Here is a 26,363-nt window from a genome sequence, read left to right as displayed (position 1 = left end):
CGCCTACATCACTTCGTCCTTGCGATCGTCCGTCTCGCCGTAGCGGTGCAACGCGGGCGGCTTCAGCCCGGCGTAGAGTTTCTCGATGCCTGCATTGATGGTCTCGGCGTGCTGGGCGAAAAGCGAATTTCCTTCGAGGTCGCTCTCGACGATGAAGGGCCCGAAATTTTCGACCTCGAACAGCCACATGGCTTGGGCTATGCCCAGTTCGTCCAGCCAATGCACTTCGCGCACGCGCTTGATGCCCCGGCCCAGAAGTGCGCCCGTGCCGTAGCCCACGGTCGTCAGGTAGATCGCGCCGCCCGGCGCCAATACCTGCTTGTAATCGTCGGCGGGCATCCCGCCCTTGCCGATCAGGATGCGGCAGCCGGTCTCTTTCAGCCAACGCGGTATCCACTTGGAGAATCGGAACGAGGCGGTGGCGGTGACGGCGCCCACGTTGTAGCCGCCGCGACCGTCCGGCGCCGCCGCCGGCGAGCAATGGAAGTTGACATTGCTGATGGCGCGCAAGTCCACGGGCAGCGGCAGGCCCTGGTCCAGCACCTTCTTGTATACGCCTTCGCGGGCCGTGTAGACCACGCCGTTCAAGTACACGGCCGAGCCGAGTTCCAGCTTGGCGATGTCTTCGCGCCTGGCGGGCAGGTCCAGATGAAAGACCTTGATGTCGTCGTCATTGCTTACCATTCGACCGTCTCCCGGCGCATGTAGGGCGTGAACCATTGGGGATCGGTGCGGTACTCGATCTCCCCGTTGGCATGGATCCGCGCAGTGGCGCGGCGCGAAGACAGGCAGAAAGTGTGCAGGCTGATGGGCATGCCCCCGGTGTGGGTGTAGCCGCACTCGATATGGCAGTCCACCACCATGCCGGAGCCGACGAAACCCATGGCGCCCATGCCGATGGAATTGCCCAGCTGCATCAGCTCCAATTCAAGCTCCGCCACCTTGGGGTCCGGATTACGGTCCCCGACCGTGCGCAGACAGGCGGCCTGCTTGCCCAGCTGCATGCAGGTGTCCTTGGAGCCGCCCAGCCCGATGCCGACGATGGCCGGCTGACAGGCCAGCCCGCGCTTGCCGAAGGCGATCAGCGTGTCCAGCACGAAGCGTTTGATGCCGTCTATGCCGTCGCCTGGAAACAGCATGCGGTAGTCGGTGCCGAACAACCCGCCCTTGTGCACGGTGGTGATGTCTATCCAGTCGCAGTCCGGCTCGAAGGACCATTCGACCTCTGGCGCATTGATGCCGACGTTGTTGTTATGGTCGGTACGCCAGAGCGGATGCACGCGGTTGGGCCGCAGCGGCACGCTGACCGTGGCCTCGGCCGTGGCGTGGCGCAGCGCGCGTTCCACGGCGACGAAGCCGCTGTCGACCGAGGCGTTGTTGCCCACCTTGACGTAGTAGCGCGGCAGGCCGGTGTCGGCGCACATTGGGCGCCGGTCCTGATCGGCGGCTTCCCAGTTGTCCACCATGGCGTGGATGACAAAACGCGGCAGCTTGCCGGTTTCCTTCTTCTGCAGCTCCTGGACGCCGCGCTTGTAGTCGGCCGGAATCTCGATGGCCGCGCGGCGCATGATCTCCAGCGCCGCCTCTTCAACTTTCTGGACAGGAATGCTCATGGTTGGAGTGCCTCAGCTCTGGGGAATGCCCGCCTCGCCCTCGATGAGCGATTCGCCGGGTTTTACGATGTCGAAGGAAACCGGAACCATCTCCAGCGCCACCTCGCCGTCCTGCGCGCTCACGCGCGTGTAGCAGCTGGTGTGCAGGTCGCCAGCTTCGGGAAAATCTTCGCGGTAGTGCGCGCCGCGGCTGTTCTCTCGCGCCAGCGCCGAAACCGTGATGACCTTGGAAATGTCGACCAGGCTTTCCAGGTTGAGCCAGTCGTGCCAGGTCAGGTTGTAGCGGCGGTCGCCGTCCGCCACGCCGATATCGCGCAAGGCGGCGCGGTGGCCGGCAATGGCATCAAGGCCATGCGCCATGGCCTCTTGGCGGCGCAGCACGCCTACGTCGTCCCACATGGTTTGCGAGAGCGCGTCGCGCAGCTCGTGGATGCGGCCCGCGGGCCGGGAAAACGGGAACTCGGCGCGTTCGATGCCGCGCGCGATGACGCCCTGGTCGGGGTCGCGCCACTGGCCGGACTTCGCAACGTAGGCCGCCATCGCATCGCCCGCGATGCCGCCGAACACCGTGGAATTGGCGACGCCGTTGCCACCCAGGCGGTTGGCGCCGTGCACGCCGCCGCAATCCTCGCCGGCCGCATACAGGCCCGGCGACGCGGTTGAACCGTCCACATTGAATTCGACCCCACCCATCAGGTAGTGCGCCGTCGGCACCACCTCCACCTTGCCGCCCGCCAGATCGAAGCCGCAGTCCTTGCATCGGTTGACCATGCCGGGAAAAGTCTTGGCCACCTTGTCCGGGCCCAGATGGCTCATCTGGATGTAGACCCCGCCCATCGGCCCCGTGCGTCCTGCGCGCATTTCGGCGTAGATGCCGCGGCTGACCACGTCGCGCGTGGCGCGTTCGCCGCGCTTGTCGTAATTGGCCATGAAGCGCTCGCCGTCGCCATTGAGCAGGTAGCCGCCCGCTCCGCGCAGGCCCTCCTCCAGCACCGTGCCGGTCATGCGCGTGTCCGGCCCGCCCAGCAGGCCGGTGGGATGGAACTGCACCATCTCCATGTCGCGCAGCTTCAAGCCGTAGCGCAGCGCCATGGCCAGGCCGTCGCAGGTCTTGTCGCCCGAAGGCGTGTGGTAGCGGTACATGGTCGGCCCCGCCCCCGTTGCCAGCAGCACGGCCTTGGCCTGGATGTAGCGGTAAAGGCCTGTCCGCATGTCGATGAACAGCACGCCGGAAATACCAGAGCCGTCGGCGGCGGGAATCAGTTCGATGGCGCGATGCTCTTCCAGTTCATCGACGTCCAGCGCCCGCACCTGCTCCATGAGCCGGTTGATGATCTCGATGCCCGTCAGGTCTGCCTTGTGCACAGTGCGGTCGAAGCTCTGGCCAGCAAACGCCTTGGAATGCAGGGTGCCGTCGGGATTGCGGTCGAAGAAGCAGCCGATCTCGTTTTCCAGTTCGCGCACGCGCTCGACGGCGCCTTCGACCAGCCGCCACGCCAGGTCCTGGCGCGGCAGCCATTTGCCGCCCTCGATGGTGTCCATGAAATGGCGTTCCACCGAGTCGCCGGCGGCCAACGCGACGTTGTAGCCGCCCTGGACCATGCGGGTACAGCCGCACTTGCCCAACAGGCCCTTCACCGTCACCGTCACGCGCAGCGACGGATTCGCCTTCTTGGCGTGCAGCGCCGCGAACAGGCCCGCGCCGCCGGTGCCCAGCACAAGGATGTCCGTCTTGATGTTCTCGATCCGCATCTCAGATCACTCCCGCGATGAAAACCAGGCCCGTCGCCATGGAGACCGCAAAGCCCCAGCCGATCCACGCGACGCGCGCGTCCCGCGGCGAACGCCAAGGCAGCAGCTCCAGTGCGAGCAGGCGCAGCCCGAAGAACATGTGCAGGGTCAGCAGCAGCACCAGCCCCCACTCGCCGACCTTCATCGCCGGCATGTCGGCGAGCTTCAGGAATCCGTCCAGCCGCGCTTCGTCCAGCGCCATCGCCAGCACATAGAAATGCGCCGGCAGGAACAGGGCCAGCGCCAGGCCGGAAATGCGATGCCCCAGGAAAGCCCAGTACGCCTGATGGTTGCGCGCGGATCTCATGGCATCAGGCCTCCCACCGCCGCGACGGCGCGAACGCCCAGGATGAGCAGTCCCAGGCCGAACGCCAGTCCGACCGCGGACGCCGCGCCGCGGCCCAACTGCAGCCACTCGATCAGGATGTTGCGCACGCCGATCGGCACGTGGACCGAGACGCTCACGACGAACAGGCCGTAGAAGACTATCCAGAACCAGTTGCCCTCGGTACGCGAGAGGATCTCGCCCGCGGTCAGGCCGCCGCGCACGGCATAGATGACCAGGCCCACATGTACCAGGACAAAGGGCGCCATCACCATCGCCGTCAGACGCTGGAGCGCGAAAAGACGAGCTTCCATGTCAGCCTCCCTTGAGCAGGCTGAAGATGGCGCTGCGCTTCAATCCGGCAATGCTGCCGGTGGGGCTGAGGCTTACCGGACAGTGCTTCATGCAGCTGCCCTGGGAGTGGCAGGAATTGCAGCCGCTGCCGGAGGTGGCCTTGCGCAGCACGTCCTTGGGGTCGGCGTGTCGTTCGTCGTTGTACAGCGTCCATGCGCGGTTCAGGGCGGCCGGGCCAAGATAGTCCTTGTCCCAGGACACCACGTCACAGGCCGCGTAGCACACGCCGCAATTGATGCATTCGATGGCCGCGTCGGCCTGCTTGCGCTTCTTGCTCTGCGGCGACACCAACGCCGGCGGATCGTTGCGTGTGGCTGTGCCGACGAAGGTGTTCCCGGCGCGCGCCCACTTCTGGAAGAACTCGCTCATATCGACGACGAGATCCTTGATCCGCGGCATATTGCGCATTGGCTCGATCACGATCACGCCGCCTTCCTCGACGCGGCTCACATGCGTGCGACAGGTCCAGCGCGGCTTGCCATTGACCGTCATGGCACAGGACCCGCACACGCCGACGCGACAGGCGTAGCGATACGAGAGGCTGGGCTCCTGCGTGCGCTGGACTTCGGTCACCACATCCAGGACCGTCTGGTTTTCGCGCCAGGGGACCGAGTACGTGGAGTAGGCCCCGTCCTCGGTTCCCCGGGAAATGCGGACCGTGAGTTGTCTCTGATTCGTGGAGTTCTTGGTATCCATTTTCCGCCCTCGGGCGACAGGCTGCGCCCATGAACAGAATTCTGAATCTCGCGTATGAGTGAAGCAATATGGATTTGGTTGATATTTTTTGAAGATAATTTGCCCGTTTTCATAGCGCCGGACTGGCGATCCGGCGCATGCCGCGCCGCCGCATGTTCAATCAATGGCGACCACCGGGGCGCCGAAGCAGCGCCAGCGCGCCGCTTCGAAGGCCCGCATCGCGGCATTCCGCGGCCAGCGTGCATCTTTGGAAAAATTGGGTATACTTCCGCCTCGCTTGTCAGGAACCGCCCAGTTGGGGCTGGCTCCAGGCAAGAAATTGCGGGAGTAGCTCAGTTGGTAGAGCGCAACCTTGCCAAGGTTGAGGTCGCGAGTTCGAGACTCGTCTCCCGCTCCAAATTTTGATTTCCAGCTTCCTTCTCGGAATTCTGAAAATCCTTGAGAAAGGGCCTACGGGCCCTTTTTTTCATTGCGGTTTGCGCCGCTTGAAAAATGAAGGAACACGGGCAATGGATACCGCATTGATCCTGCTGGTGCTTGTCGCTGCATGGCAGGTGCTGCGCGTGCGCTACCAGCGCGCCCGCATCGCGCTGCTGGGCCGTCATCTGGGCGGTTTGCAGCTTGAGCGCCACATGGAAACCCTGACGCAAGGCTACACACGCGCCATCCGCGAAGACGCCGAAACACGCCAGCTACAGGTGCTGGAAACCTTCGCTCAGACCGAACGCGCCGTGGCGGCACAAGTACGGTCGCTGGCCGACGCCATGCAAAAGGAAAGTCCGCAGGCTACCCGTGTGAGCACGCTCTCGTTCTGCGTGCCATACATCGAGCGCTTTCTTCCTGCAAGGACACGGGATTTTCGTGAACTGCTGTACATCCATGCATCCGGCTTGCGCCATGTCGTGGACAACGAGAGCCACTGGGACGCAAGAGAACGCGCGTACCACCTCTCGGCAGAGCTGTATCTGCTGCAGCACAGTTGCCATTGGTTCTGCAAATCCCGCGCCGTGGCCGATGCACGGCTGATGCTGCGGCATCAGGTCGATCACCGGAAAGTCCTGGATTCAGTGTCTGCTGTTACCCGCTCGGCTTATCTGCGATGGCAAGGGGCCGATAAGCGCTAGGACCAACTGCGTCTCGTCCGCCCTGGCCCCGCTCAGCGCACATTCTTGAGCAAGTCCTGGAAAAAGGGGCGAATCTTTCGATTCGCCCCTTTTCATTTGGCCTGGATTCCAACCCGCACAGGCACAACGGGCGCCGCAATCGCGATGCCTGTTGTGCCTGTGCGGCGTCCAATCAGAAGCGCACAGCCAGCTTGAGTACGCCCGATTGCTGGCGGTTGCCGCCGCCGAACTGCGCATCATACGCAATGCCGGCCGTCGTGTTGCGCGTGATCGCCATTTCTGCGCCCAGGCCCAACACCGCGGCGTCGCGCGCGATCGGCACGCCCGTCACCGAGAACGTGCTGCCGCCTTCGAAGGCCAGCTGTTGCTTGGGCTTGACATCGCCCATGGCATGGCGCCAGCCCAGCGACGCGGTCAGACGGCCCGGCGTGCGGTCAGAGCCGAACTCCCAGCCGCCGCGCAGTCCCAGCGTGGTGCTGGTCACGTCATCGGAATTGCTGGACCCGTGCAGGGCCGCCGTGCCGCCCGATTCCTCGAAGCCGCGCGTGCGCAGTTGGTTCCATGCCAGCCCGGCAAAGGGTTCGATGGTGTAGGCATCGCCCAGCGGCAGGTTGTAGCCGAGTTCGGTGAACACCTGCGTCGACGAGGCGTGGTAGGACGACTCGAGGCGCTGGTTCAGGCTGCCGGCTGCCACGTCGCGCTTTGCGTCGATGTCATGCCAGGTGTAGGCCGCGCCGGCCATGAACCGGACGTGACCTGGGCCGGCCTGGAAGTTCCGTCCGCCGAACAAGGTGGCCGTGTAGCTGTCCACATTGGTACGCGAGGACGCGTCGTCGATCGAGTTGTGGCTGCCGATGTAGCCAATCGCAGCGCCCAGGCGCCAGCCGCCGCCGACCGCGCCATCGCCGCCGACGAAGAGGCCGCCCGACGATTGGCTCACGCTGGACGCGTTGCCGTCGCTGCCGAACTTGCTCCAGTTGCCGAACGCTTGCGCCCAAACCGGCGAGGCGCCGCCTTGCGGCATGGCGTCGGACGACGGCGCGCCCAGTTGGGCCGTGGGCCGTCCGGCAAGCACCGGCGCGTCGAGATTGCCGCGCAGATGCGACAGCGGCAGCGTGCGCACGGTGTCGCCCTGGCTCAGCAGCACGCTGGCGGTGCTGGCGTAGGCTTCGCCCGACAGCATCTTCAGGGCCGAACGCGCTTCGTTCGGCGTCATGGCGAGCACGGCCGCCGCCACCTGGCTGGCGCCGGTGTTCTTGCCCGCGGCGACGCCGCTGTCGACCAGGGAGGACCCGCTACCGGCGGGGGGCGTTTCGTTGCCGGCTGTGGACGAACCGTTGCCGGTCGATGTCGAGCCGTTGCCGGTCGAAGACGAACCATTCCCCGTCGACGTCGAACCGTTGCCAGCCGAAGACGAACCGTTGCCCGTCGACGTCGAACCATTGCCGGCAGAAGACGAGCCATTGCCCGTCGACGTCGAGCCGTTGCCGTTCGAGGACGAACCGTTGCCCGTCGCGGGCGGCTCTTCCTGGTCCAGCGCGCCACCCACGTTGCTCTCGTTGCCCGAGCCGCCGATGCTGCCGATCGGCACGTCGTTGCGCGTCAGGGTCATGTACGCATTCTTCGGGTCGTAGCTGAGCGTGGGCGTCAGGAACGCGTATCCGCTCGAAGCGCCGGTGAACTGGCCCTGGATGCCTCCATCGGCCGTCAGGATGTTGTAGGTCGTGCGCGGCGCGTAGTTGCCGTCTGGCCCCACATGCGCCACGGTGCCGTCGAGGTAGGCGACGCCGGTGACGTGGATGCGGTCGCTGAGGCTGCTGGCCGGATCGGCATGCACGCGGTAGATGGTGTTCTGGCCAAAGGTCAGGTTGCCGTTGACGGTGAGCGTGCCCATGGGCGTGCCGTCATTGCCCGGAGAAATGACCGCGGTGGGATAGAGGTTGGTGGTGCCTACCTGGCCCACGCCCGCCAGCACGACTTCGCGGCCGATGTCCATCGGGCCGTTCAGCTTGCCGTCGATTTCCAGGGCGCCGTCGGCGATCAGGATGGGGCCCGTGAGGCCGCTGCTGTCCGCGGTCAGGATCACCGATCCCGGGCCGGTCTTGACGAAGCCCTGCGTGCCTTGCAGCGGGTTGTCGATGGTGTCGACGAATTGGCCCGAAGCATAGGTGCCGTCGCCCACCACGATCGCGGGCGGGTTGCCGCCGCTTCCGACCAGGGTGATGGGAGCGCCTTGCAGGCGATAGCGGTCGGTGGCGAACTGGATGCCCGACACGCGCACCGGCCCGGCGCTGCCGTCCACGGTCACCGTGCCGGCCGCGCCCGTGAAAATCGCATAGCCGCCGTCGGGCAGAGCGCCCGTGGCATTGCTCGGACTGTTCCAGTTGGTGCTGGCCGCGCTCCAGGTGCCGTTGCCGCCGCCCGAGCGGGTTGCAGATGCCGCGCCGTTGCCGTTCCACAGATTGGTCGTGCTCGGCCCCAGGATGAGGTTGATCTGCTTGTCGCCAGTCAGGTTCTGGATGGTCGCGGCAGGGGCGGAATCACCCGAGACCGACCCCAGCGTCAGGCCGTTGCCGCTCAGATTGCCGCCGTAGGACAGGATCCGGTAGTAGCCGGCATTGACGCCCAGGGTGTTGACCGTGACGTTCAGCGTGGTGTTGTTGATGGCGGCATCGCCGCGCACGGTGATGTTGTCGCCGGTGCCGGGTTGCGTAATCGGCAGCCCCGCGTAGCCGGTCTCGAAATTGAACACGGCATTGTTCATCGACAGGTTGCCGTTGACGACCAGATTGCCGTTGGAGACGCCAGTGGGCGTGCCGACTTCATAGCCGGGCGCCACGCGCGCGCCGGACACGTTGAGGTCGCCATTGATCGAGCCAAAGCCCGCGACGGTGCCGTTCGAGTTCGCATTGACGTTACCGCCCAACGTAACGCCCGAGCCGCCGCCATTGCCGCCGATCACCAGCGTGCCGCCGTTGACATCCACCCCGCCGGGGAAATTGGCCGAGCCGTCGAACACCTGCGTATTGCCCGACGTAACCGTCAGGTCCGCAGCCGTAACGCCACCGCAGTAGGACGCGCTCAGCGCGAGCGTCGCCGTCAGCCATTTCTTCGTGTCGTGTATCAACGTAAATCCTCCATATGTCGATTAATAAATCTGATATCCAAGGCATTACCGGATCGCTATAAAAGTATTATTAAGTAACCGGGTAAACCTAATGGCCGAAACAAGTTTTCGCGAAAAAAGGAGGCAATTTATACCCCTTTTCTTTCAATATCGAAAATTAATGAATAGATACCATCTTTATTAATTAATTCAGTATCTTGGATACCATCCAAAATCGCAGAATTTGAATATGGATACCATCCGCACGTAGAAAATAAATAAAATGACCAATATCCGATTTATTTAAATTTTCTTGTCGGATACCATCCACGCCGACACAACTGGCGCACTATTTCCCGATTTCCGAGGCAATCGGGAAACAAATTGACATAGCCGTATGGGAACGAGGCCTCCGGCGCCATCGCGCTTCCAGAATTTTCTTATCCGTGAAGCCCGGCCCGCCCCATACCATCGCTGGCATGATGGCCGCCCCCAGCCTCCCCGACGGATACACGCCGGCAACCGCCAGATTGCCGATGATCCTGCTGCATCTGCTCGCCATGGCACTGCAGGCATGCATACTCATCGGCACGATGCTGTCGATGTACTGGTCGTTCAGTGACGAGGTCTCCAGCTACCGCCGCCGCATGAATGCCGCCGCTGACCGCGCGCAGATATTCTTCGATCAGCGCGAAACGCTGCTCCGGGCAGTGGCCGCCTCGTCAGTGCGCAACACCGACCGCATGCCAGCCCAGCACACGCCCAGGACCTTCGGCCAGACCGGACAGGTCAACGTCATCCCGCTGATGAACGGAGCGGACTCCTACGATTGGGCGCTGATTCTTACCCGCCGCAACCGGGCGGACGTAGCCGCCGCCAACGCGCGCATCGTCTACACGACGCTGGCAGGCCCCGGCTCGACGCGCCTGGCGGTGGACGACACGCGGCTAGGCGGACACCACATTTCCAGGGAAGCGGAAAAATGGCTCCGCGACACCCTGGCCTCGCACCACGCCACGCCTGATCCGGACGACGGACGCGCACCGGTCGTCTGGATCAGACCCCTGACGGACGCCACCGATCATCTGTTTCTGTATACGCCGCTCGAAGGGGCTGGCAACGAGCAGACCTGGGTAGGGCTCGAAGTCGACGACATCGCCTCCGTCATCACAGCGGAACACGCCAGCGACGGCGCAAGCTATGCGCTTTACGACAATGACAGCCGGGTCGCCTTGCACGGCGGCCCCTCTCCTTCCGCAACCGGCTCGATCTCGGCAAGGTTGGCCCGCGACTCCTTCAGCTTCCAAGGCGCCAGCTGGCTTCCCCACAGCCTTGCTCTGAGCAAGGCTGTCGGCGAAGCCGGCTGGCGACTGATCTACTACGTGCCGACGCTGGACGTGCTGAATCATGGCGCATCCGCCTTCTGGACCGTAGGCACGATCGCGGCCTGCCTGAGCACGGTAGTCCTGCTGGGCGTACGCCACATCAGGGAAACGCTGGTTTCGCCCGCAATGCGGCATCAGACAGCGCTCATCGACAGCCTCGCGCTGAACCGCAAGATCATCGACGTCGCGCCTATCGGACTCAGCCTGGTCCGGCCCGCCGACGGCACCCAGGTCCTATCCAACGAGACGGCCCGCCATCTGCTGGGCGCGCACGACAGGTGGCGCGAAGACACTCTCACCGCTGGCGACCAGGCAGGCCGGCACGAGTACCAGCTTGGCGACGGACGCACCGTCTGCCTGACGTACGCCGCAACCAGCTATCAATCCGAGAACGTCGTGATATGCGCCATCAGCGATATTTCCGCGCAGAAGGAGATCGAACACACCCTGCGCAACGCAAAGCTCGCTGCCGACCAGGCGAATGACGCCAAGACCCTGTTCTTCGCCACGATCAGCCACGAAATACGCACCCCGCTGTACGGCATACTCGGCACGCTGGAGCTGCTTGCGCTCACGCCCCTGACGAGCCAGCAGCAGCAATACCTGCAAACCGTCCAGCAATCCTCCTCGACTTTGCTGCGCACCATCAACGACACACTGGACCTGTCCCGCATGGAGGCCGGCCACGAAGACCTGGTTCTTTCGGAGTTTTCGCCCGCGGAGATGCTGGAGAGAGTCGCGGCCAACTATGCCGCGCGCGCACAGGGCAAGGGGTTGCAGATTTTTTCCCTATCCAACACCGGCATGCCGGCGATGGTGAAAGGGGATCCGGTCCGGCTACAGCAGATCCTCAACAATCTGGTGAGCAACTCGGTCAAGTTCACCGAGGCGGGCCACGTCGCGCTGCGTGCAACCGCGAGCGCTGTCGGTCCCGGCAAGGCGACGCTGCGCTTCCAGGTCGCGGATACCGGCGTCGGCATACACGCGGAATCGCAAGCCCAGTTGTTTGAGCCCTACTTCCGAGCGCATTCCGGACTGGACCAGGATGCGGCCGGCACCGGACTTGGCCTGGCCATCAGCCGCCGTCTGGTCGACCTGATGGGAGGCAGCATGTCCGTGGTCAGCGAGGTCGGCCTGGGTACCAGCATCACGTTCACCGTCACGCTGGAGGTGACCGAAATGGAACCAGCATCGCCCATTGCGCTACGGCGCAGCGCCGTCTACGTCAGCGGCGCCATTCCGGAGGTTGTGGCGAACGCGTGCGCGTGGCTGAACAACTGGGGCGCCATCGCCATACCCTATCGCGGGCAAACCCATGGAAAAGATGCCGACAACGCGATCTTGCTGCAGACCTGGCCGCCCGGACTGGCTGAAGCATCCTGGGTCGGACGCAAGGTGCGCGTGCTCGCCCCGGGCGCCGATCATGCTTCGATCGCATCGCGTAGCGGCCGCCTAGGCGTCACGAGCCAGGACAATCCATTCAGCATCGGGGCTGCGGTGAGTATGGCCCAACTTGGCCGCGAACACGCCCCACTACCCTTGCCCAGCACGCAACGGCCGTCGCTGGGGCGACGGATCCTGGTGGTCGAGGACAACGCGATCAACCAGATCATCCTGCGAGAACAGCTCGAGCACCTGGGGTGCTCGGCCACCATAACGTCCAACGGCGGCGAAGCGCTGCAACGCTGGGATCCCGACAAGTACGACGCCGTCATCACGGACATCAATATGCCGATCCTGGACGGCTACGAACTCGCCAGGGCGCTGCGCAAACTCGGCTACCAGGGAGCCATACTGGGCGTAACCGCCTGCGCGGCGCCCGAAACCATATCCAAGGGGCTGGAAGCCGGGATGAATCAGGTGCTGCTCAAGCCCCTGCCCCTCCCGGCCCTGACCGCAACCCTGCACGCATACCCAGAAGGCTAAAAAAATGCTGTCCAAACTCAAAGTCCTGGTGCTGGATGATCACGCCTACCAGTGCGCCCTGTTGAAAGACATGCTCGAAGAAGCGGGCTTCGCGCACGTCGACACGACGCTGGACGCGCACGAAGCCCTGGATTTGATCCGCAAAGAGGGGCATCAACTGGTGCTGATGGACGTGGACATGCCCGGCATGGACGGCGCGCAGTTCATTCATGAACTCGCCTGTCGCGGCCTGAATCCGATATTGGCCATCGTCACAGGATGCTCCCGCAGGATGAGCAACAGCATCGGGCTCATGGCGAAAGAACGCGGATTCGCTGTCCTGGGAACCTTCATCAAGCCAGTTTCCGCGGACCAGATCGCCGGCCTGGCAATAGGTCTGCTGAGAAAGCAGCCCGCTCCGACGCCAGCGCTGTCTCCTGTCTGCACCGATCAGACCCGGCCTCTGCTCGACCGGCACATGATCGAAAATGCGCTGCGCGACGGCAGTATCCAGGCCTGGTTCCAGCCGAAGAAATCACTTGCGTCCGGCAACATCGTCGGGGCCGAAGCCCTGGTCCGCTGGCAGCATAAGGAACTGGGCCTGATGCTGCCGTCCTCGTTCCTTGCGGCGCTGCGGGCCTACGGCCTGGACCACGCGCTGCTACTGCGCATGCTGGACGATGGCCTGAGAGCTTATTCCATATGGCGCGCTCAGGGACACCGGGTTCCCATTTCGGTCAATCTTTCGGCCAGCCTGCTGGATCACCCGCAACTTCCCGACGAACTGTATGCCATGGTCACCAGGCTGGGCATACCCGCATCGGACGTGACCTTCGAACTGCTCGAAGATGCAATGCCGGTACTCGCGGGCCAGTTCCACATGGGCGCAAGCCGCCTGCGCCTCAAAGGCTTCGGTCTGTCGCAGGATGATTTTGGCAAGGGCTACAGCACCATGCATAGCCTCATCTCCACACCCTTTACCGAGGTGAAAATCGATCGGGCCTTCGTCAACGGCGCCGCAGCCGACGAGGTACTGGCAGCGGCCCTGGTGGCGTCGGTTCAGCTGGGACGGCAACTGGGCCTCCAAGTGACGGCCGAAGGCGTGGAGACACTGGAGGACCTGGAATTCCTGCGGCGGATCGGTTGCGATGTCGCCCAGGGATTTCTGATTTCCGCCGCCGTCAACGTCGCAACGTTCTGCGAACTGCTGGCCTATGAACCGAATTCCTACTTCGACCCGCTGCCGCCTCTCCACTAGGGTACGCCGACATCACTCCGACACCGGATATGCCGCCAAATAGCAAAGTCCGCAGCCTGCGCCGCCTGAGTGCCGTCTGCCTCTGCGTCCTTCCCCCCGCTCTGCTTTGCGCCGCCGCTCTCTACTGCGGGCGCCAACAAATTCAGCGGCGGCACGCGGACCTGCTGCGGCTCGACTTTCTGACAATCCTCCACACCAATAGCTGGCTGGTCGCCTGCGCTTTGCTGCTGCTGGCCGCCGGACTCTATGCCTGCGCGCTGCTCTGGTTGTGGTGCCGCCGCCGCATCATCCAGCCGGCGAACGCGGCGCGACTGGCGTTGGCCGACTGCGAAGCGCTCAACCGCACAATGCTCGCCACAGCGCCTAGCGCGTTGTGCGTGCTCTCGTGTGCCAGCGGCCGGCTGGTCTTCGGCAATGCGCTTGCACTGCAATGGCTGGGGGCTGGCACCGGCCAAGCCTTGCCGGACACGGTAGACGTCAGGAACCTCCTACGACAAGCGATCAATGCGCGGGGGCCAGGCAACATCGAAGCATTCACCGCCCATGACGGCCGCAAGCTGACGGTGGCCTATGCCCCAACGCGCTACCGCAGGCAGGACGTGGTGCTGTGCGCCTTCTCCGACATCAGCGCTCGCGCCGAAATGGAAGGTCTCCTGAAACGCGCCAAGACTCAGGCCGACGAGGTCTATGAGTCCGCAGCAGGCATCCTGTCCTGCATCAACCGCGGGATCCGCACGCCGCTGCATGGCATGCTGGGCACCCTCGAAGTGCTGGGCATGACCGCGCTGAACGAGGAGCAGCGGCAGCATGTCGACCGCATCCAGAACGCGTCCCTCGCGCTTCAGCAGCTCGTGAACGACCTGATCGACACGGCCTGGATCGAATCAGGCCAGTTCGTCCTGGAGAGTGACGCGTTCGACCCGCGCGAGCTGGTCGAAAGCACGGTCTCGGCGCATGCCCCAATGGCCGAACGGAAAGGACTGATCATCTATGGCTGCCTGGACACATCAGTGCCGGATTGCGTCACAGGCGATGCCGAACGCATCCGGCAGATACTGAGCAATCTGCTGAGCAACGCCATCAAGTTCACCGATTCCGGCCACGTCGTCGCCAGGCTGCGCGCGCAGGCCACGCCGGACTCCAGAGTCCGCCTTGACCTGCAGGTTGCCGATAGCGGCATCGGCATCGCCGCCGCCGAGCGGGCCAGGCTGTTCGAACCCTTTCATCAAGCCGGAACCGGACAGCAGGCCGCGCGCGGCGCGGGCCTGGGGCTGGGGCTGGGCCTGTTCCTTTGCGCACGTCTGGCGGCGCTCATGGGGACTCGCATCCAGGTCATCAGCGAACCGGGGCTGGGCAGCAGCTTCTCCGTTTCCTTCCTGGTGGATCAGGCGGACACGTCGGCCCATCCACCGCCGCAGTTGCAGGGCCTGAGCGTGCTGGTTCGCAGCGCCCGCAAGGAAGCGGGCGAGAACGTGGCGCAGTGGCTGCGGCATTGGGGCGCCCAGTCCAGAACCATTCCCGCAGGCATCGTCGCCAACGGCAACGACGACAGCATATTGGTCGACCTGGCCTTGCACAGGAACGCCGAACCTGCGCCCTGGAGGGGCCCGCGCATTGTGGCGGGAAGCGCAAGAAGCGGCAGCGGCGCGGTCCAGGTGGACCGCCATTCCGCGCGCCAGATCGGCTACGCGGTACAACACCTGACGCAAGGCGGAACAGGTTCGCAGCCGCATGCGCCGCTGCCTGCCCACCGCCTTCTTAACCTGCGCGTCCTGGTCGTGGAAGGCAACCTCATCAACCAGGCCACCCTACAAGACCAGCTCGCGCGCCTGGGTTGCCAAGCCACGCTCGCATCGGACGGATCCGAAGGACTGGCATTGTGGGACATACAGCCCTACGACCTGGTCATGGCGGATGCCGAGATGCCCGGCCTGAACGGCTACGCGCTCGCCGCGGCCCTGCGCGCCCGGGGCGCCACGATTCCCATCATCGCCCTGGTCACGAGCGCGCCCCGCGCGGACGAGCAGCGATGCGCAGCGGCCTGCACGAACGGCTGGCTCGCAAAACCGATAGACCTGCGCACGCTCAGGCAGCAGCTCCAGGCGTACGCCGCCGCGCCTCCCCGCAAGCCGGACCTGCCGGCCGACCCGCTCCAGATTGCCACCGAACCGCCGCGCCCTGGAAAACCCACGGTTCCCGCGAAATACAAGGCTGTTTTTCTCGAAACCATGGACAAGGATCTGGTTCGGCTGGAAGCCTTGATGAAGAGCGGCGACAGCGCGGAGATCCGTGCCTTGCTGCACCGGCTGCGTGGAGGCCTGGCCGCAGTGCACATGATCCCTCTGCTGACCCAGGCCGATGACCTTGCCGCCCTGCACCGCAAGGATGGCCTGGGCGGCGAGATGCCCCAGCAGGTCGCCGCCTTCATCGCGCAGTTGCGCGGCAAGATGCTCGAGATCGCAGCAGAATAATTGAGAATATTCCCATGGCTCATGTTTCCAGTGATTTCTAGAATCACATCCTGCAAACGAATGCATGCCATGCGCGCAAGCGCCGTCGCCATCCTGGCCGACAACGCGCAGGCATGCGCCACCTCCAAAAAATGGACTATCTCTCTTGCGGCGGCGCCGATTTTCGCCCCGCGCTTCAGCCGTCGGCGCTGGTCGGATATCAACCCGTCTTCTCCGCCGATGGCCGGGTATGCGAATATGCATTGCCCGAACTCCCCCCGGCCGAGGCGACCCGGCATCTCATCGACGATTCCGCCGCGCACAGACTGCACGACGCGGTGTATCTCTTCCGACAGGGGTATCTGGGTATTCCCCTGTCATTCCGATATGCGCGCGATGCGCCGCACGTCGAGTGGTCGGCGCGAGGCGTGTGCGCCGAACTGAACCTCTCGCTGGACCGAAGCCTCCTGCGCCTGGGCATGCCCACCGCCGAAGGCCACGAGGTGGATCCGAGCTATCCCGCACCGCTGTTCACCTTGAACATACCCATGGTCTGGGATCTGCTGCCGGATGCGGACCTCCACAAGAACCGCCGCGATTTCAATGTCGGCCTGAGAGTGAGGCTCGGCCCCACGCTTGTGGAGGGCCGGCCGCACCCGCACGGCGTGCTGCGCGTCGTGGGTCTGCACCTGAAGATCCCGGAGCGCCTCTCAGAGCAGCCTATGCTGAATCGCAAGTTCCTTTCGCTGCTGCAAAGCGCCCAAGCCCTCAAGCTGCCGGTGTTGGCCACGGACATCAACCATGCCATCGATTTTCATTGGCTGCGGTCGCTTCCGAACCTGATGTTCCAGGGAGATCTGCTATCCCCGCGCATCGGAGCGGACAGCCTGGACTTGTTGCTGACGATGGGCGGCGACAGATGGCGGGACTTCAAGGTGGGAGGCCCGACGCGATAGTCGCGCGGCATCCCGCTGCCATCGGAATCAGAACAAGAAATTTCTCAGACCTGGATTTGCGTTGAACAAGGATGATGCATGGGGTCGGACGCACACGAAGCGTCCGCTACACACCCCCGCCTTCAACGACCCTACGAAGGCATTCGTTCAACTTCAACACCAGGTTTTTATATGAAACTAAGCAAGGTCCTGATCGCGATTGGATTGGCTGGCGCGTTTGCCGGCGTGGCGCATGCGGCCAACGTCACCAAGAGCATCACGCTGAAAGCCCAGATCCACGACGCGATTTTCGTTTCCAAACCCGACGGTTCCACGTGGTACGGCACGGAGGAACTCAACGCGAAGGACTACAAACAAACAGAGTTCACCAAGACCCTGCCGATCCGCGTCTGGACCAAGAACGTCAACTTCAATGTTCAGTTGGATAAGCCCCTGCAGCTGTCCAACGGCATATTCCAGATGACCGATGCCACCGTTTCCATCTCCCACTCCGGTGGCACGGCGGATGTGAAGTACGGCACGCCAGCAACGGTCACCCAGGTCGCGCAAACCAGCGACGGCTACGACGAAGTGCACGACCTGAAAATCTCCGTCAAGGCACCCGTCAAGGCCGCCAATAGCAAGGCCGACACGAACGGAAGCTACAGCGGCGATCTGGTCCTGCTGTTCGAACCCAAACCGTAATTCCGCATCACCCTCTTCATCCTGAGCCCCTGCAGGGGCTCGTTCTCCCCATTGGATTTCCGGGCATGCACGCTCATCGGGCCCCTCGTCGCCTAAAAAAACTGCTGTTCTGCATGCTTTCCGCTGCCACTGCCCAGGTCTTGGCGCAGACGAAGATTTCCTACGGCATTCCCGAAGGTTTCAGCGCGATTGAAATGGACAACAGCGCGAGCTATGTCTCCACGTTCAACGGCAAGACGCTGCCGGGATTGATTGTCTATTCCGCGCAGCAGAATCAACTCACGTTCGATCCAGTGAGATATGCAGAAAACGGGGTGACGCTGGAGGAAGTTGACATCATCCGCAAAGTCGTTTCCGCAATCGACTACAAGCGGTGCGTCAACGGCTGCGACCTGCGCCTGGCAGAGCACTACGTAGCCATCGACAAGGTCCGCCGAACGCTGCAGATCAGAAGTTCGCGCGATGATTACCTGTCCCCCGCAACCACCTGGGGGTTGATCAACAATCAGTCGCTGGACCTGCGCGGGTCGTCCGACAGCTATCGCTCCGCGAATATCAGCGGCTCGACCTGGCTGGGGCTGCCCCTGCGCAGCTTCGGCTACATGAGCTGGTACGGCAGCCGCAATCGCATGCGCGGTCAGAGCAGCCGGAATCAGGGCATCTCGTCCTACTTCCTGCAGAAGAACTTTCATAACACCTATGTACGGGCAGGCAAGCAGAACAGCCTCGACTATGCCTCGGGCTCGGTTAGCACCCTGCTATCTCCCAGCTTCGATCAGTTCGTCACCATAGGCAGTCAGGACCATTTGCGGGCCGAGCAAGACACGGGCTCGCTGGTGCTGTATTCCACCGCGGAGGGTAACTATGAGTTCTACCGCAACGGACGCCTAGTCCTGAAGCGCCCCGCCATACTTGGCCGCAACGAAATCAGCTACATCGACCTGCCCGGGGGCTACTACCCGGTGGAAATCCGGCTGGTGGACCGCAACGGCAATCTGATCAATCGCGAAACGCGCGACATCAACAATCTGAATTTCAGCGGCGGCGGCCGCAATTCCTGGCATATGACGGCAGGCAAGGAAATGGGTGTGGGCGGACAGCTGTACCAGGCCGCATTCAGCCGCAACCTCAGCCAGTTCTACCTGAACGCTTCTTTCATCAGCGGCGATCAATCTCGTTGGGCGGGCGAAATCAACGCCACTCGCCCCGGCCGGATAGGTACGGCGGATCTCACTCCTACGGTCGGCTTGCTGGGCGGCGAACGCGGCGCCGGCGGCTACTTCAACCTGTCGATGAACGATCCCGTACTGGGCAGCGCGACGCTCAGTCGCTACCAAAACAACAACGTATCGCGTTTCTATTGGGGTGCGCCCAGCACCAGCTTTTCATACAGCAGAAGCTTGGGAAAAGTCGTGGCGAACTACAACTACAACAAGCACAGCCGCGGTGAAGTACAACAAGCCGAGGTGCGCTGGAGCTACCGCCCCAACGGCCTTTGGTCGACTTTCTCGCTGGGCGTGCAAAAAAACGGCTACGGCCAAGGCGCCGGCGGCTACGCCGTCTACTTCAACATGAGCTGGACCCTGGACAAGACGCAGGCCAGCTTCCGCGCCGCACGCCAGGGCGACGATACGCAACTCAGCGGCGATTACCGCAAGGATTTTCAGGACAGCTACGGCAGCTCGACGGCTGGCGTGACGGTCAACCGAAGTCGCGCAAGCAATAGCGTGAACATCTATGGCAACCGCTCTGGCACGCGCGGCGATACATCGCTTAGCCTGGGCCACAGCGACTACGGCAGCAACGCGGATTTCAGTTACCGCGGCATGCTGGCGGCCAGCGCGGAAGGCGTCGCGCTTGGCCGCTATAGCAACGGAGGCAGCGCCATGATGCTCGAGACGCCCAATATCGAGGGAACGGCATACGGTTTCAGCGTCGAAGGCCACCCGGTCGCCGGCGGCAGCACCTACGCCGTGCCGTTGAACAACTATCGCGACCTGCCGTTTGCCCAGGTTTTGAGCAACAACGAGCATATGGACATGAACATCGAAGTGCCGGCCAACGTGGTCCGCGCCCATCCCGGCCAGGTCTATGCGGCACAGGCCAAGGTGGCGATCAATATGATCTATAGCGGCATTCTGCTTGACGCATCAGGCAAGCCAGTGGGCGGAAAAATCCTCGAGACCGGCGACACCGCATTCCCGAACGGCCTGTTCTCGGTCGCCAGCAAATCCGTGCTGCGTGCGATCACGGTAGAGCAGTCCGGCCAGCGCCATAACTGCGACCTGACAAACACTTTCAACGGCAGCTACTACCGCTGCCGGTAATCGGATAAGGAACAGGAAAACACAACCATGCGACGCATTACCTTGCCATTGCTATTCGGATTGACACTGCTGGCGGCAGCCCAGGCGCGAGCCGAAGGCGAGCTGATGGTCATGCCGGCCCGCCTGAAGGTCTTCAATGGCCACGAGTACGGCGTAACGCTTAGGAACCTGGGGGACGCACCGCTCTATTTATCAATATCGCTGATGAAGGTGAAGAACCCCGGCATCACCCCCGAAGACAAGGTGCCCTTGAGCGAGATCGAACATCCCGGCATGCTGGCCAGCGCGGACAAGCTGACGCTAGGACCCGGTCAAAGCCGTTCGGTCAATCTCAAGTCATTGTCCGTGCCCGCGGCGGAGGAGTTGTATCGCCTGTACGTGGTTCCGGTGAAGGCCATGCAGGTGGACGCCGCGCCCCAGGACAAGATCACGGCCCCCATGTCCGTATCGGTGGGGTATGGCGTCCTGATTCACCACATGCCCCCACCTGCCCAACAGCTGTCGGGCTGGTCGTACCGCTGCGAGGGTACGGGCGTGACATTGGAGAACACCGGCAATGTGCATCTGTCCTTCTCGGACATCGCGACGCCTGACCGCAAGCGACAGTTGGGCAAAACGGCGCTGTTTCCCGGCACGCCTCAGCATTTCACGGAAAGCCGCCTAACCGTGCAGATCGAAGACACCGAACACACCATTGATTGCCGCTCATGAACTCGATATCCAAGACCAAGCTGCACATCGTGGAGCTACGACTCATCGCCGAACGAATGTGGATCCGGTTGGTGTCCGTGCTTCTGGCGGCAGGCGCAATCATTGCTAGCGGCAGCGCTTCAGCAATTCCCGTGAGTGACATTAAGCGTACGACAATCAGCGACCTGACTAGTGGCTATAGCAATTGCTACTTCGAGTCTACCGGCTCATCCTACCTGGTGACGATGCAATTCAAACAGATCACAGATCATCTGGGTTCGCTGTTTCCGGAGCGCTTCAATAGCCGAGGAATAGTCTTATATTTCTATGACGAGGACGGAAATATCATTCCTAACCAAAGCTTCTCGAAATCGGGTGTGCCGGGTCCTGGGCTATATGAGACCGCAGTCCTAGGAGAGATCCGCAGCGTTAATGCCATGGCAGTGCCGCCACTTGGCTGGCTGCATTATCACGGAGGCCACGACAGTTTTTATATACCCAATTTGATCTGGCAGAGAGGAATCGCATTCTTGGAGCCACTATCTGTCAAATTTAGAGGGATCCCGGACCTCTCCAAAATACCGCCTGCCATAGCCATACGCGCCGCGAATATCACCGCGATGGTCGATGTAGCGCGGTCGGATCTGTGGCACACCAACGTCTCAGGCGAACTTATCCTTGACAACAAAATGGTCTACATCAGGCGAGGCGACCCGCCCGGCGTTTGCCACATCATCCCAGACCCCACCCATCCGCCGCTTCTGGAAGCGCGGATCGAGATGACCGCGCCGGACTGGAACCTGGGTGAATTGCCGCAAGGAGAAAGATTGATCAAGCCATTTTCCGCACCCGCCAACCAACTTTGCTTCACCTACGACGGTCCGAAATTGGCAGGCTTACCTTATGCCATCAATGCCACCAATCAAAATGGTTTTGCGAGCAACGGCTGGTATCAGCTCAAGCACCATTCTTCGCCTGCCGACGCGGTGCCCTACCAGCTTGTCCTGCAAAACACGGTGACCAGTGCGCAAGTCTCACTGCCCAACAACGGCAACGTGGGCTCTGCCCTGGCAAACAGTGGCCGTGAGTGCTTCATCCCCACATTCACGGCCGACACACCGAAAGCAGCGAAAGAAGGCGATTACAGCGACGTGCTCAGTTTCACGGTAGTCGCCAAACCCTAGCTCATGCCATGAGCCTCGGTGCCCACCTCCGGCGGATCGCCCGCAGCGCCGCCTTTCTCCTTGCAGCGCTCGCGCTGCCCTGGCCCCAGCACGGCCTGGCGGCCGGCATCTTGTATCTCCCACGAGCCGAGCTGCGGCTAGAGCCTGGCCACGCGCCGCCCGAACTGTTGGCGGAAAACCGCGGCGACAGCCCTCTCTACCTGGACGTGGAGCAGCAATTGCTGCTCAATCCTGGATCGATGCCGGAAGTGTTGACGCCGGTTGGCGAGACGGGGCAACCCAGCCTGCTGGTCACCCCCAACCGCCTGATCCTGGCACCTGGACAAAAGTACCGAATGAATCTGCGTATTTTGAATCGGCCTGCCCGCACGCAGGTCTGGCGCATCACATTCCGCCCCCGGGAGCGGGTGATCCTGAATCCCGGCCCGGCTGATGACAGTGCAGCCCCCCTTGTCATCAACGTGGCATATGGCGTGCTGATCTATCAGTTCGCCGAAAGCGCTCAGCCTTGAACGCCATAAGGACCCATACATGAACGGAATCGCAACCCGCGCTTGCCTGTTGCTGGCCCTGGCAATGCTGCCTGTGACGGCGCCCGCCGTAGACATCTTCGTGACCGGTACAACCACAAGCAGGATCACCGCCATCGTCAAGGCCGCCAACAGGCTGATGGTCACGGACGACAAAGGCGGCTGGTTCGATCAAGGTCTGACCATGCAGCAGCTACGCGGCTGGGAATCGCCTTATGAGACGCAAGCGCGCTTGCGCATCGTGTCCTCGAGCGGCGCGTTTCAAGTACGCATGGACCGGCCGCTGGAAATCCGCAACACGGCCAACGCGGCCCAGATGTTCCGCGAGCCCAAGGTCTCTTTGGCCTTGGAAGGCGGAGAGCGGAAAACCCTGGCTGTCGGCCAGAACACCAGATTCCAGAGTCTGCAGGTTCCAGGTGCGGGTGAAGACTTCATCGACTACTACGGCCTGGCGATTTCGGCCCTCCCTCCAGCCGGCACTTTCAAGGAGACCGCGGGCAGCTATGTCGGCGAGTTGTCGCTGGTCTTTGAACCGGTAGCCCGCGTCCCCTGAAGCGCAACGTGCGATCGGATTGCGAGTAGAAGCGAATGAAACCCTCCCACTTTCTGTTGTTGTTGGCTTGCGCGGCTGCGGCGCCAGCGTCTGCTCACGTCGACGTCACGCCCAAGCTCGCAGTCGTGCAAGGCAAGCCCGCCTCGGTTCGTATCGTCAACCAGGGCGATCGCGCCGAGTACGTGTCCATCGCCCTGTCGCGCCTACTCAACCCTGGCGTCGAGACCGAACAGGAACGCCTTGAGCCTGTCGCGCAAACGGCGCAGCCCGCGCTCTACGTTTCCCCATTCAAACTCTCGCTCGCCCCCGGACAGAGCAAGACCATCACGCTCAAGCCGCTGGCCGACGTGGAACAGGAACAGGTGTACCGGCTGGACATCAAACCTGTCGTCAACTTGCTGGATCGCGGCGAGGCAGGCACCTCCGGCAATGTGGTCGTTACCCTGGCTTTCAGCACCCTGGTCAGGCTGCTGCCGCAAAACGAAATCTCGGTGCTGTCGCTGCGCTGCGCGCCGGAAGGCGCCTGGCTGGCCGCGTCGGGCAACGTGCGCTATCAGGTCAAGGATGCGGTCGCCGATGGCCGGCCCGTGGAACCATTCAACGTCTATCCAGGCACGCCCATCCTGCTGAAAGGCCGCGCAATACAGGTGCCCGGCCAGCCATCCTGCCCGCCCTCCGGACGCTGATTCCCCGGCAAATCCACGCCCGGCCACGCCGGCGGCCATGGCGTGGCCGCCACACATGCCCCCCTCGACAGTGCTGCATTCGCGCACATGCGGTAACCTTCAGCCTGAACAAATCTGAGGTCTTGGAAATAACAATGGGTTTTGAAAAACTTGCCGACCTGCGCGAGCAGCTGCGGGCACAGGCTCAAAAGGCGGTGCCGGTCCAACCGAAGGCGGCAGGCCGGACAAAGAAGCGGGAGCCTGATCAAGCGAAGCCTACGGCGCGGCCGCAGCAAAAGCGCGAGTCGGGTCAAGCGAAGGCTGCCGCCCGCGCGCAGCAAAAACGCGAGCCCGTCGACCCCGCGGTCGAGGCCATCTGGCGCCTGCAAAAGCACTTTCCGCAGGCTTTCCCCAAGAATCCCGCGCCCAAGCTGCCGCTCAAGCAAGGCATCCTGGCCGACGCGGCCCAGCATCTCGAGAAGCTGGGCATGACGGAAGAACAGCTCAAACAAGCCATCGCCACCTGGTGCAAGGGCAGCCGCTACTGGAGCAGCATGGTCGCGGACGCCACTCGCGTCGACCTGCAAGGCCAGCCCGCAGGCACGGTAACGGCGGAACAAGCCGCGTACGCGCGCCGCCAGGCTTCGCGCCGGCCGGCCGGCAAGGCTCGTCCCGCGAAAAAGGCCGCCGCGCCGGCTGCCGTATCCGCTGACGCCCCGGCTGACGCCCCCGCGCCTGAAGCCGCCCCCGAAGCCGCGACCCTCACAACGCCGGCATCGAGCGATACGCCCTGAGGACATTGTTTGGCCCGGCGGGCGGGGATTTTTCACTTCCCCGCCCCGCCAGGCTACACAAGCCCAAAATTCTGTGTATAATCGCTGTCTTTGGTGGACACGGCCTTTCTGAAAACCAAGTCAGAAAACACACCAAATTGCAGTACCCCCGCGGGAGTAGCTCAGTTGGTAGAGCGCAACCTTGCCAAGGTTGAGGTCGCGAGTTCGAGACTCGTCTCCCGCTCCAAATACAAAAAGGAAGCAACGGCCAACACCGCGCTTCCTTTTTTCTTGCAAGTGCTGGCGCAATGGCAGAGTGGTTATGCAGCGGATTGCAAATCCGTGTACGTCGGTTCGATTCCGGCTTGCGCCTCCAGCGATTTTCCGAAACCCGCAGATGAAAATCTGCGGGTTTTTTGTTTTCCGAGATGCCGGGCTCCGCACGACAAGGCGCCGTTCCACAGCATCGATACGGACTATTCAACCCTACCGGCAGCCAAGGACTCCAGACATTTCGTCTGCCAGGCGAACTCCACCCTGAACGCTTCGGGATCAGACACGGCGCCGTAACCACCCTGTCCGTAAACCGCCGCGTAAGCCGCGTATTCGGCTGCGCGCAGCGCCTTGCCGGCCAGGGCGCTGGCAACCGCATAGGTCGCGGACACCGCGGCATGGCCGCAGCCGTCCAACGATTTCGATCCCTGGTGCTGGTTCGCCAGGCGCGCAGCCCGCCTGGAAATCTGCTCCAGCTGTTCGTGGTCGATCGCGCCGTCCAGAAAACGGCCCAGGCTCGCCAGGCAATCCACGACCTCCTGTTCTTCGAGCAGATACTCGACCCGCTGCGCACAGGCGAGGCCGAAAGCCAGTCGCAGGCGTTCCTGGTTCGCGGCAGCCAGATCCAGCTGCTTCGCCAGGCGTTCCAAGGACAGGTTCATGACGATGCCACCTGCGGATTCACCATGTTCACGGGCTTGCCTGCCGCAAAGCCGAGAATCTGGTTGAACACATCCTTGAACTGCAGATCCCATTCCTCATAGGTCACATATCCGATGTGAGGCGTGCACAGGACATTGGGCATCTGCAGTAACGGATTCGCGGTATCGGTCAATGGCTCCTGCTCGAAGACATCCAGCGCCGCCATACCCGGACGGCCTGCCCGCAGCGCCCGCTCCAATGCGCCAGGTTCGACAAGTCCGGCACGGCTGCTGTTCACGAACAACGATCCTTCCTTCATGGCCGCGAGGTCCGCCGCGTTGACGATGCCCTTGGTGGCGGCTACCAGGCGCATATGCAGCGACAGCACGTCACAGGACGCGAAGAACTCCTGCTTGGAGGCCGCGACTTCGTGCCCGTCCTCGCGTGCGCGCTGCAGCGACTCGGGCCGCGCCCAGACCAGCACCCGCATGCCGAACGCCCGCGCGTAGCCCGCAACCACTCGACCGATGCGCCCATAGCCAAAGATGCCCATGGTCTTGCCCCGCACGGTGTGGCCCACCCCACACTGCCAACGCCCCTGGCGCATGGACTCCACCTGCTGCGGCAATTGGCGCATGGCGGCCAGCACCAGCGCCCAGGTCAGCTCCGCCGCGGCATAAGAGGGCGTATCGGCGTGCAGGTCCGAGCAAACGAGGACGCCATGGTCGCTGCATGCGGCGACGTCGATATGCGGATAGACGCTGCGCTGGCTAATCAGGCGCAGCTTGGGCAACTTTTCGATCAACTCGCGGCGTATGGTGGTGCGCTCGCGGATCAAGACCAACGCTTCCGTATCGGCGAGGCGCTGCGCGAGCACATCGGTATCTTCGGCGTGATCCGTCCAGACGGTGACCTCGTGATCTCGCAAGAGGGCATAGCAAGGAAGGCAACGGAGAGTGTCGAACCAGTCGTCCAGAATAGCGATCTTCATTTGCGGTACCCCGCTGGGTGAGAGTGAGTGCTCAATTTTTACGCTGCCCGGGGCCCCTCGTAAAATGAAATGATTTCGTTCATTGATG

Annotated in this window: 22 protein-coding genes and 3 tRNA genes; 16 read left to right on the top strand and 9 right to left on the bottom strand. The window is 62.9% G+C overall.

Features of this window, described 5'->3' with window-relative positions; translation table 11 throughout:
* Positions 1 to 3: 3 nt before the first annotated feature.
* Genes HV793_RS20385 through HV793_RS20360 form a run of 6 tightly spaced genes read right to left on the bottom strand, consistent with a single transcriptional unit; the run spans position 4 to position 4,779 of the window.
* Positions 4 to 684 carry a fumarate hydratase C-terminal domain-containing protein gene (locus HV793_RS20385; RefSeq protein WP_054450001.1) on the bottom strand — a complete coding sequence of 227 codons (681 nt, stop codon included), beginning with the start codon at positions 682 to 684 and terminating at the stop codon, positions 4 to 6.
* Complete coding sequence (locus tag HV793_RS20380) at positions 678 to 1,613, bottom strand: fumarate hydratase (protein WP_175213857.1); 936 nt, start codon at positions 1,611 to 1,613, stop codon at positions 678 to 680. Before HV793_RS20380 ends, HV793_RS20385 begins: the two co-directional genes overlap by 7 nt.
* A 12-nt stretch (positions 1,614 to 1,625) precedes the next feature.
* A complete protein-coding gene (locus HV793_RS20375; protein WP_175213856.1) occupies positions 1,626 to 3,365 on the bottom strand; it encodes an L-aspartate oxidase in 1,740 nt (579 codons plus the stop codon).
* 1 nt (position 3,366) lies between these two features.
* Positions 3,367 to 3,711: a succinate dehydrogenase/fumarate reductase transmembrane subunit gene (locus tag HV793_RS20370; protein ID WP_054449994.1), complete on the bottom strand. Its 345-nt coding sequence runs from the start codon at positions 3,709 to 3,711 to the stop codon at positions 3,367 to 3,369.
* Positions 3,708 to 4,043 (bottom strand): succinate dehydrogenase, encoded by a 336-nt coding sequence (locus tag HV793_RS20365; protein ID WP_054449992.1) that lies wholly within the window; start codon positions 4,041 to 4,043, stop codon positions 3,708 to 3,710. Before HV793_RS20365 ends, HV793_RS20370 begins: the two co-directional genes overlap by 4 nt.
* Before the next feature lies 1 nt (position 4,044).
* Positions 4,045 to 4,779, bottom strand: coding sequence for a succinate dehydrogenase/fumarate reductase iron-sulfur subunit (locus HV793_RS20360; RefSeq protein ID WP_054449990.1), 735 nt, complete (start codon positions 4,777 to 4,779; stop codon positions 4,045 to 4,047).
* Positions 4,780 to 5,100: 321 nt separating this feature from the next.
* Here HV793_RS20360 and HV793_RS20355 point away from each other — a divergent pair.
* Together HV793_RS20355 and HV793_RS20350 are read left to right on the top strand one after the other, a co-directional pair.
* Positions 5,101 to 5,176: transfer RNA gene (locus tag HV793_RS20355), tRNA-Gly, on the top strand.
* 112 nt (positions 5,177 to 5,288) lie between these two features.
* The gene (locus tag HV793_RS20350; protein WP_054449988.1) at positions 5,289 to 5,903 is read left to right on the top strand and encodes a hypothetical protein; all 615 of its coding nucleotides are present in this window, start codon (positions 5,289 to 5,291) and stop codon (positions 5,901 to 5,903) included.
* 172 nt (positions 5,904 to 6,075) lie between these two features.
* On the opposite strand, the gene HV793_RS20345 is transcribed toward HV793_RS20350, so the two are convergent.
* Positions 6,076 to 9,030, bottom strand: coding sequence for an autotransporter family protein (locus HV793_RS20345; RefSeq protein ID WP_175213855.1), 2,955 nt, complete (start codon positions 9,028 to 9,030; stop codon positions 6,076 to 6,078).
* Between the two features lie 458 nt (positions 9,031 to 9,488).
* Between HV793_RS20345 and HV793_RS20340 the strand changes: the two genes are divergently transcribed.
* From HV793_RS20340 to HV793_RS20275, 14 genes are all read left to right on the top strand, one after another.
* Positions 9,489 to 12,320, top strand: coding sequence for an ATP-binding protein (locus HV793_RS20340; RefSeq protein ID WP_244958683.1), 2,832 nt, complete (start codon positions 9,489 to 9,491; stop codon positions 12,318 to 12,320).
* A gap of 4 nt (positions 12,321 to 12,324) precedes the next feature.
* On the top strand, positions 12,325 to 13,557 hold the full coding sequence (locus HV793_RS20335) for an EAL domain-containing response regulator (protein ID WP_175213854.1): 1,233 nt from the start codon (positions 12,325 to 12,327) through the stop codon (positions 13,555 to 13,557).
* A gap of 29 nt (positions 13,558 to 13,586) precedes the next feature.
* Positions 13,587 to 16,028 carry a hybrid sensor histidine kinase/response regulator gene (locus tag HV793_RS20330; protein WP_175213853.1) on the top strand — a complete coding sequence of 814 codons (2,442 nt, stop codon included), beginning with the start codon at positions 13,587 to 13,589 and terminating at the stop codon, positions 16,026 to 16,028.
* A 113-nt stretch (positions 16,029 to 16,141) separates the two neighbouring features.
* Positions 16,142 to 16,963: a hypothetical protein gene (locus tag HV793_RS20325; protein ID WP_175213852.1), complete on the top strand. Its 822-nt coding sequence runs from the start codon at positions 16,142 to 16,144 to the stop codon at positions 16,961 to 16,963.
* Positions 16,964 to 17,134: 171 nt separating this feature from the next.
* On the top strand, positions 17,135 to 17,647 hold the full coding sequence (locus HV793_RS20320) for a CS1 type fimbrial major subunit (protein ID WP_175213851.1): 513 nt from the start codon (positions 17,135 to 17,137) through the stop codon (positions 17,645 to 17,647).
* A 65-nt stretch (positions 17,648 to 17,712) separates the two neighbouring features.
* Positions 17,713 to 19,974: a TcfC E-set like domain-containing protein gene (locus HV793_RS20315; protein WP_175213850.1), complete on the top strand. Its 2,262-nt coding sequence runs from the start codon at positions 17,713 to 17,715 to the stop codon at positions 19,972 to 19,974.
* Positions 19,975 to 20,001: 27 nt separating this feature from the next.
* Positions 20,002 to 20,685, top strand: coding sequence for a pilus assembly protein (locus HV793_RS20310; protein WP_175213849.1), 684 nt, complete (start codon positions 20,002 to 20,004; stop codon positions 20,683 to 20,685).
* Positions 20,682 to 21,848, top strand: a complete 1,167-nt coding sequence (locus tag HV793_RS20305) for a hypothetical protein (protein ID WP_175213848.1) — start codon at positions 20,682 to 20,684, stop codon at positions 21,846 to 21,848. Before HV793_RS20310 ends, HV793_RS20305 begins: the two co-directional genes overlap by 4 nt.
* A gap of 8 nt (positions 21,849 to 21,856) precedes the next feature.
* Complete coding sequence (locus HV793_RS20300; RefSeq protein ID WP_175213847.1) at positions 21,857 to 22,360, top strand: hypothetical protein; 504 nt, start codon at positions 21,857 to 21,859, stop codon at positions 22,358 to 22,360.
* A gap of 19 nt (positions 22,361 to 22,379) precedes the next feature.
* Complete coding sequence (locus tag HV793_RS20295) at positions 22,380 to 22,931, top strand: hypothetical protein (protein ID WP_175213846.1); 552 nt, start codon at positions 22,380 to 22,382, stop codon at positions 22,929 to 22,931.
* 35 nt (positions 22,932 to 22,966) lie between these two features.
* The gene (locus HV793_RS20290; RefSeq protein WP_175213845.1) at positions 22,967 to 23,617 is read left to right on the top strand and encodes a hypothetical protein; all 651 of its coding nucleotides are present in this window, start codon (positions 22,967 to 22,969) and stop codon (positions 23,615 to 23,617) included.
* A 134-nt stretch (positions 23,618 to 23,751) separates the two neighbouring features.
* Positions 23,752 to 24,390, top strand: coding sequence for a ProQ/FinO family protein (locus tag HV793_RS20285; RefSeq protein WP_175213844.1), 639 nt, complete (start codon positions 23,752 to 23,754; stop codon positions 24,388 to 24,390).
* Positions 24,391 to 24,540: 150 nt separating this feature from the next.
* Positions 24,541 to 24,616: transfer RNA gene (locus tag HV793_RS20280), tRNA-Gly, on the top strand.
* 55 nt (positions 24,617 to 24,671) lie between these two features.
* Positions 24,672 to 24,745 (top strand) — tRNA-Cys (locus tag HV793_RS20275).
* 100 nt (positions 24,746 to 24,845) lie between these two features.
* Here HV793_RS20275 and HV793_RS20270 read toward each other — a convergent pair.
* Both HV793_RS20270 and HV793_RS20265 read right to left on the bottom strand, forming a co-directional pair.
* Complete coding sequence (locus tag HV793_RS20270) at positions 24,846 to 25,304, bottom strand: hypothetical protein (protein ID WP_175213843.1); 459 nt, start codon at positions 25,302 to 25,304, stop codon at positions 24,846 to 24,848.
* The gene (locus HV793_RS20265) at positions 25,301 to 26,275 is read right to left on the bottom strand and encodes a D-2-hydroxyacid dehydrogenase family protein (RefSeq protein WP_175213842.1); all 975 of its coding nucleotides are present in this window, start codon (positions 26,273 to 26,275) and stop codon (positions 25,301 to 25,303) included. Before HV793_RS20265 ends, HV793_RS20270 begins: the two co-directional genes overlap by 4 nt.
* Positions 26,276 to 26,363 lie beyond the last annotated feature (88 nt).

The organism is Achromobacter aegrifaciens, assembly GCF_902859965.1.
In the GTDB taxonomy this organism is placed as follows: domain Bacteria; phylum Pseudomonadota; class Gammaproteobacteria; order Burkholderiales; family Burkholderiaceae_B; genus Achromobacter; species Achromobacter aegrifaciens.
Note: the sequence above shows the minus strand (reverse complement) of the source record. Positions and strands in the feature narration are given on the sequence as shown.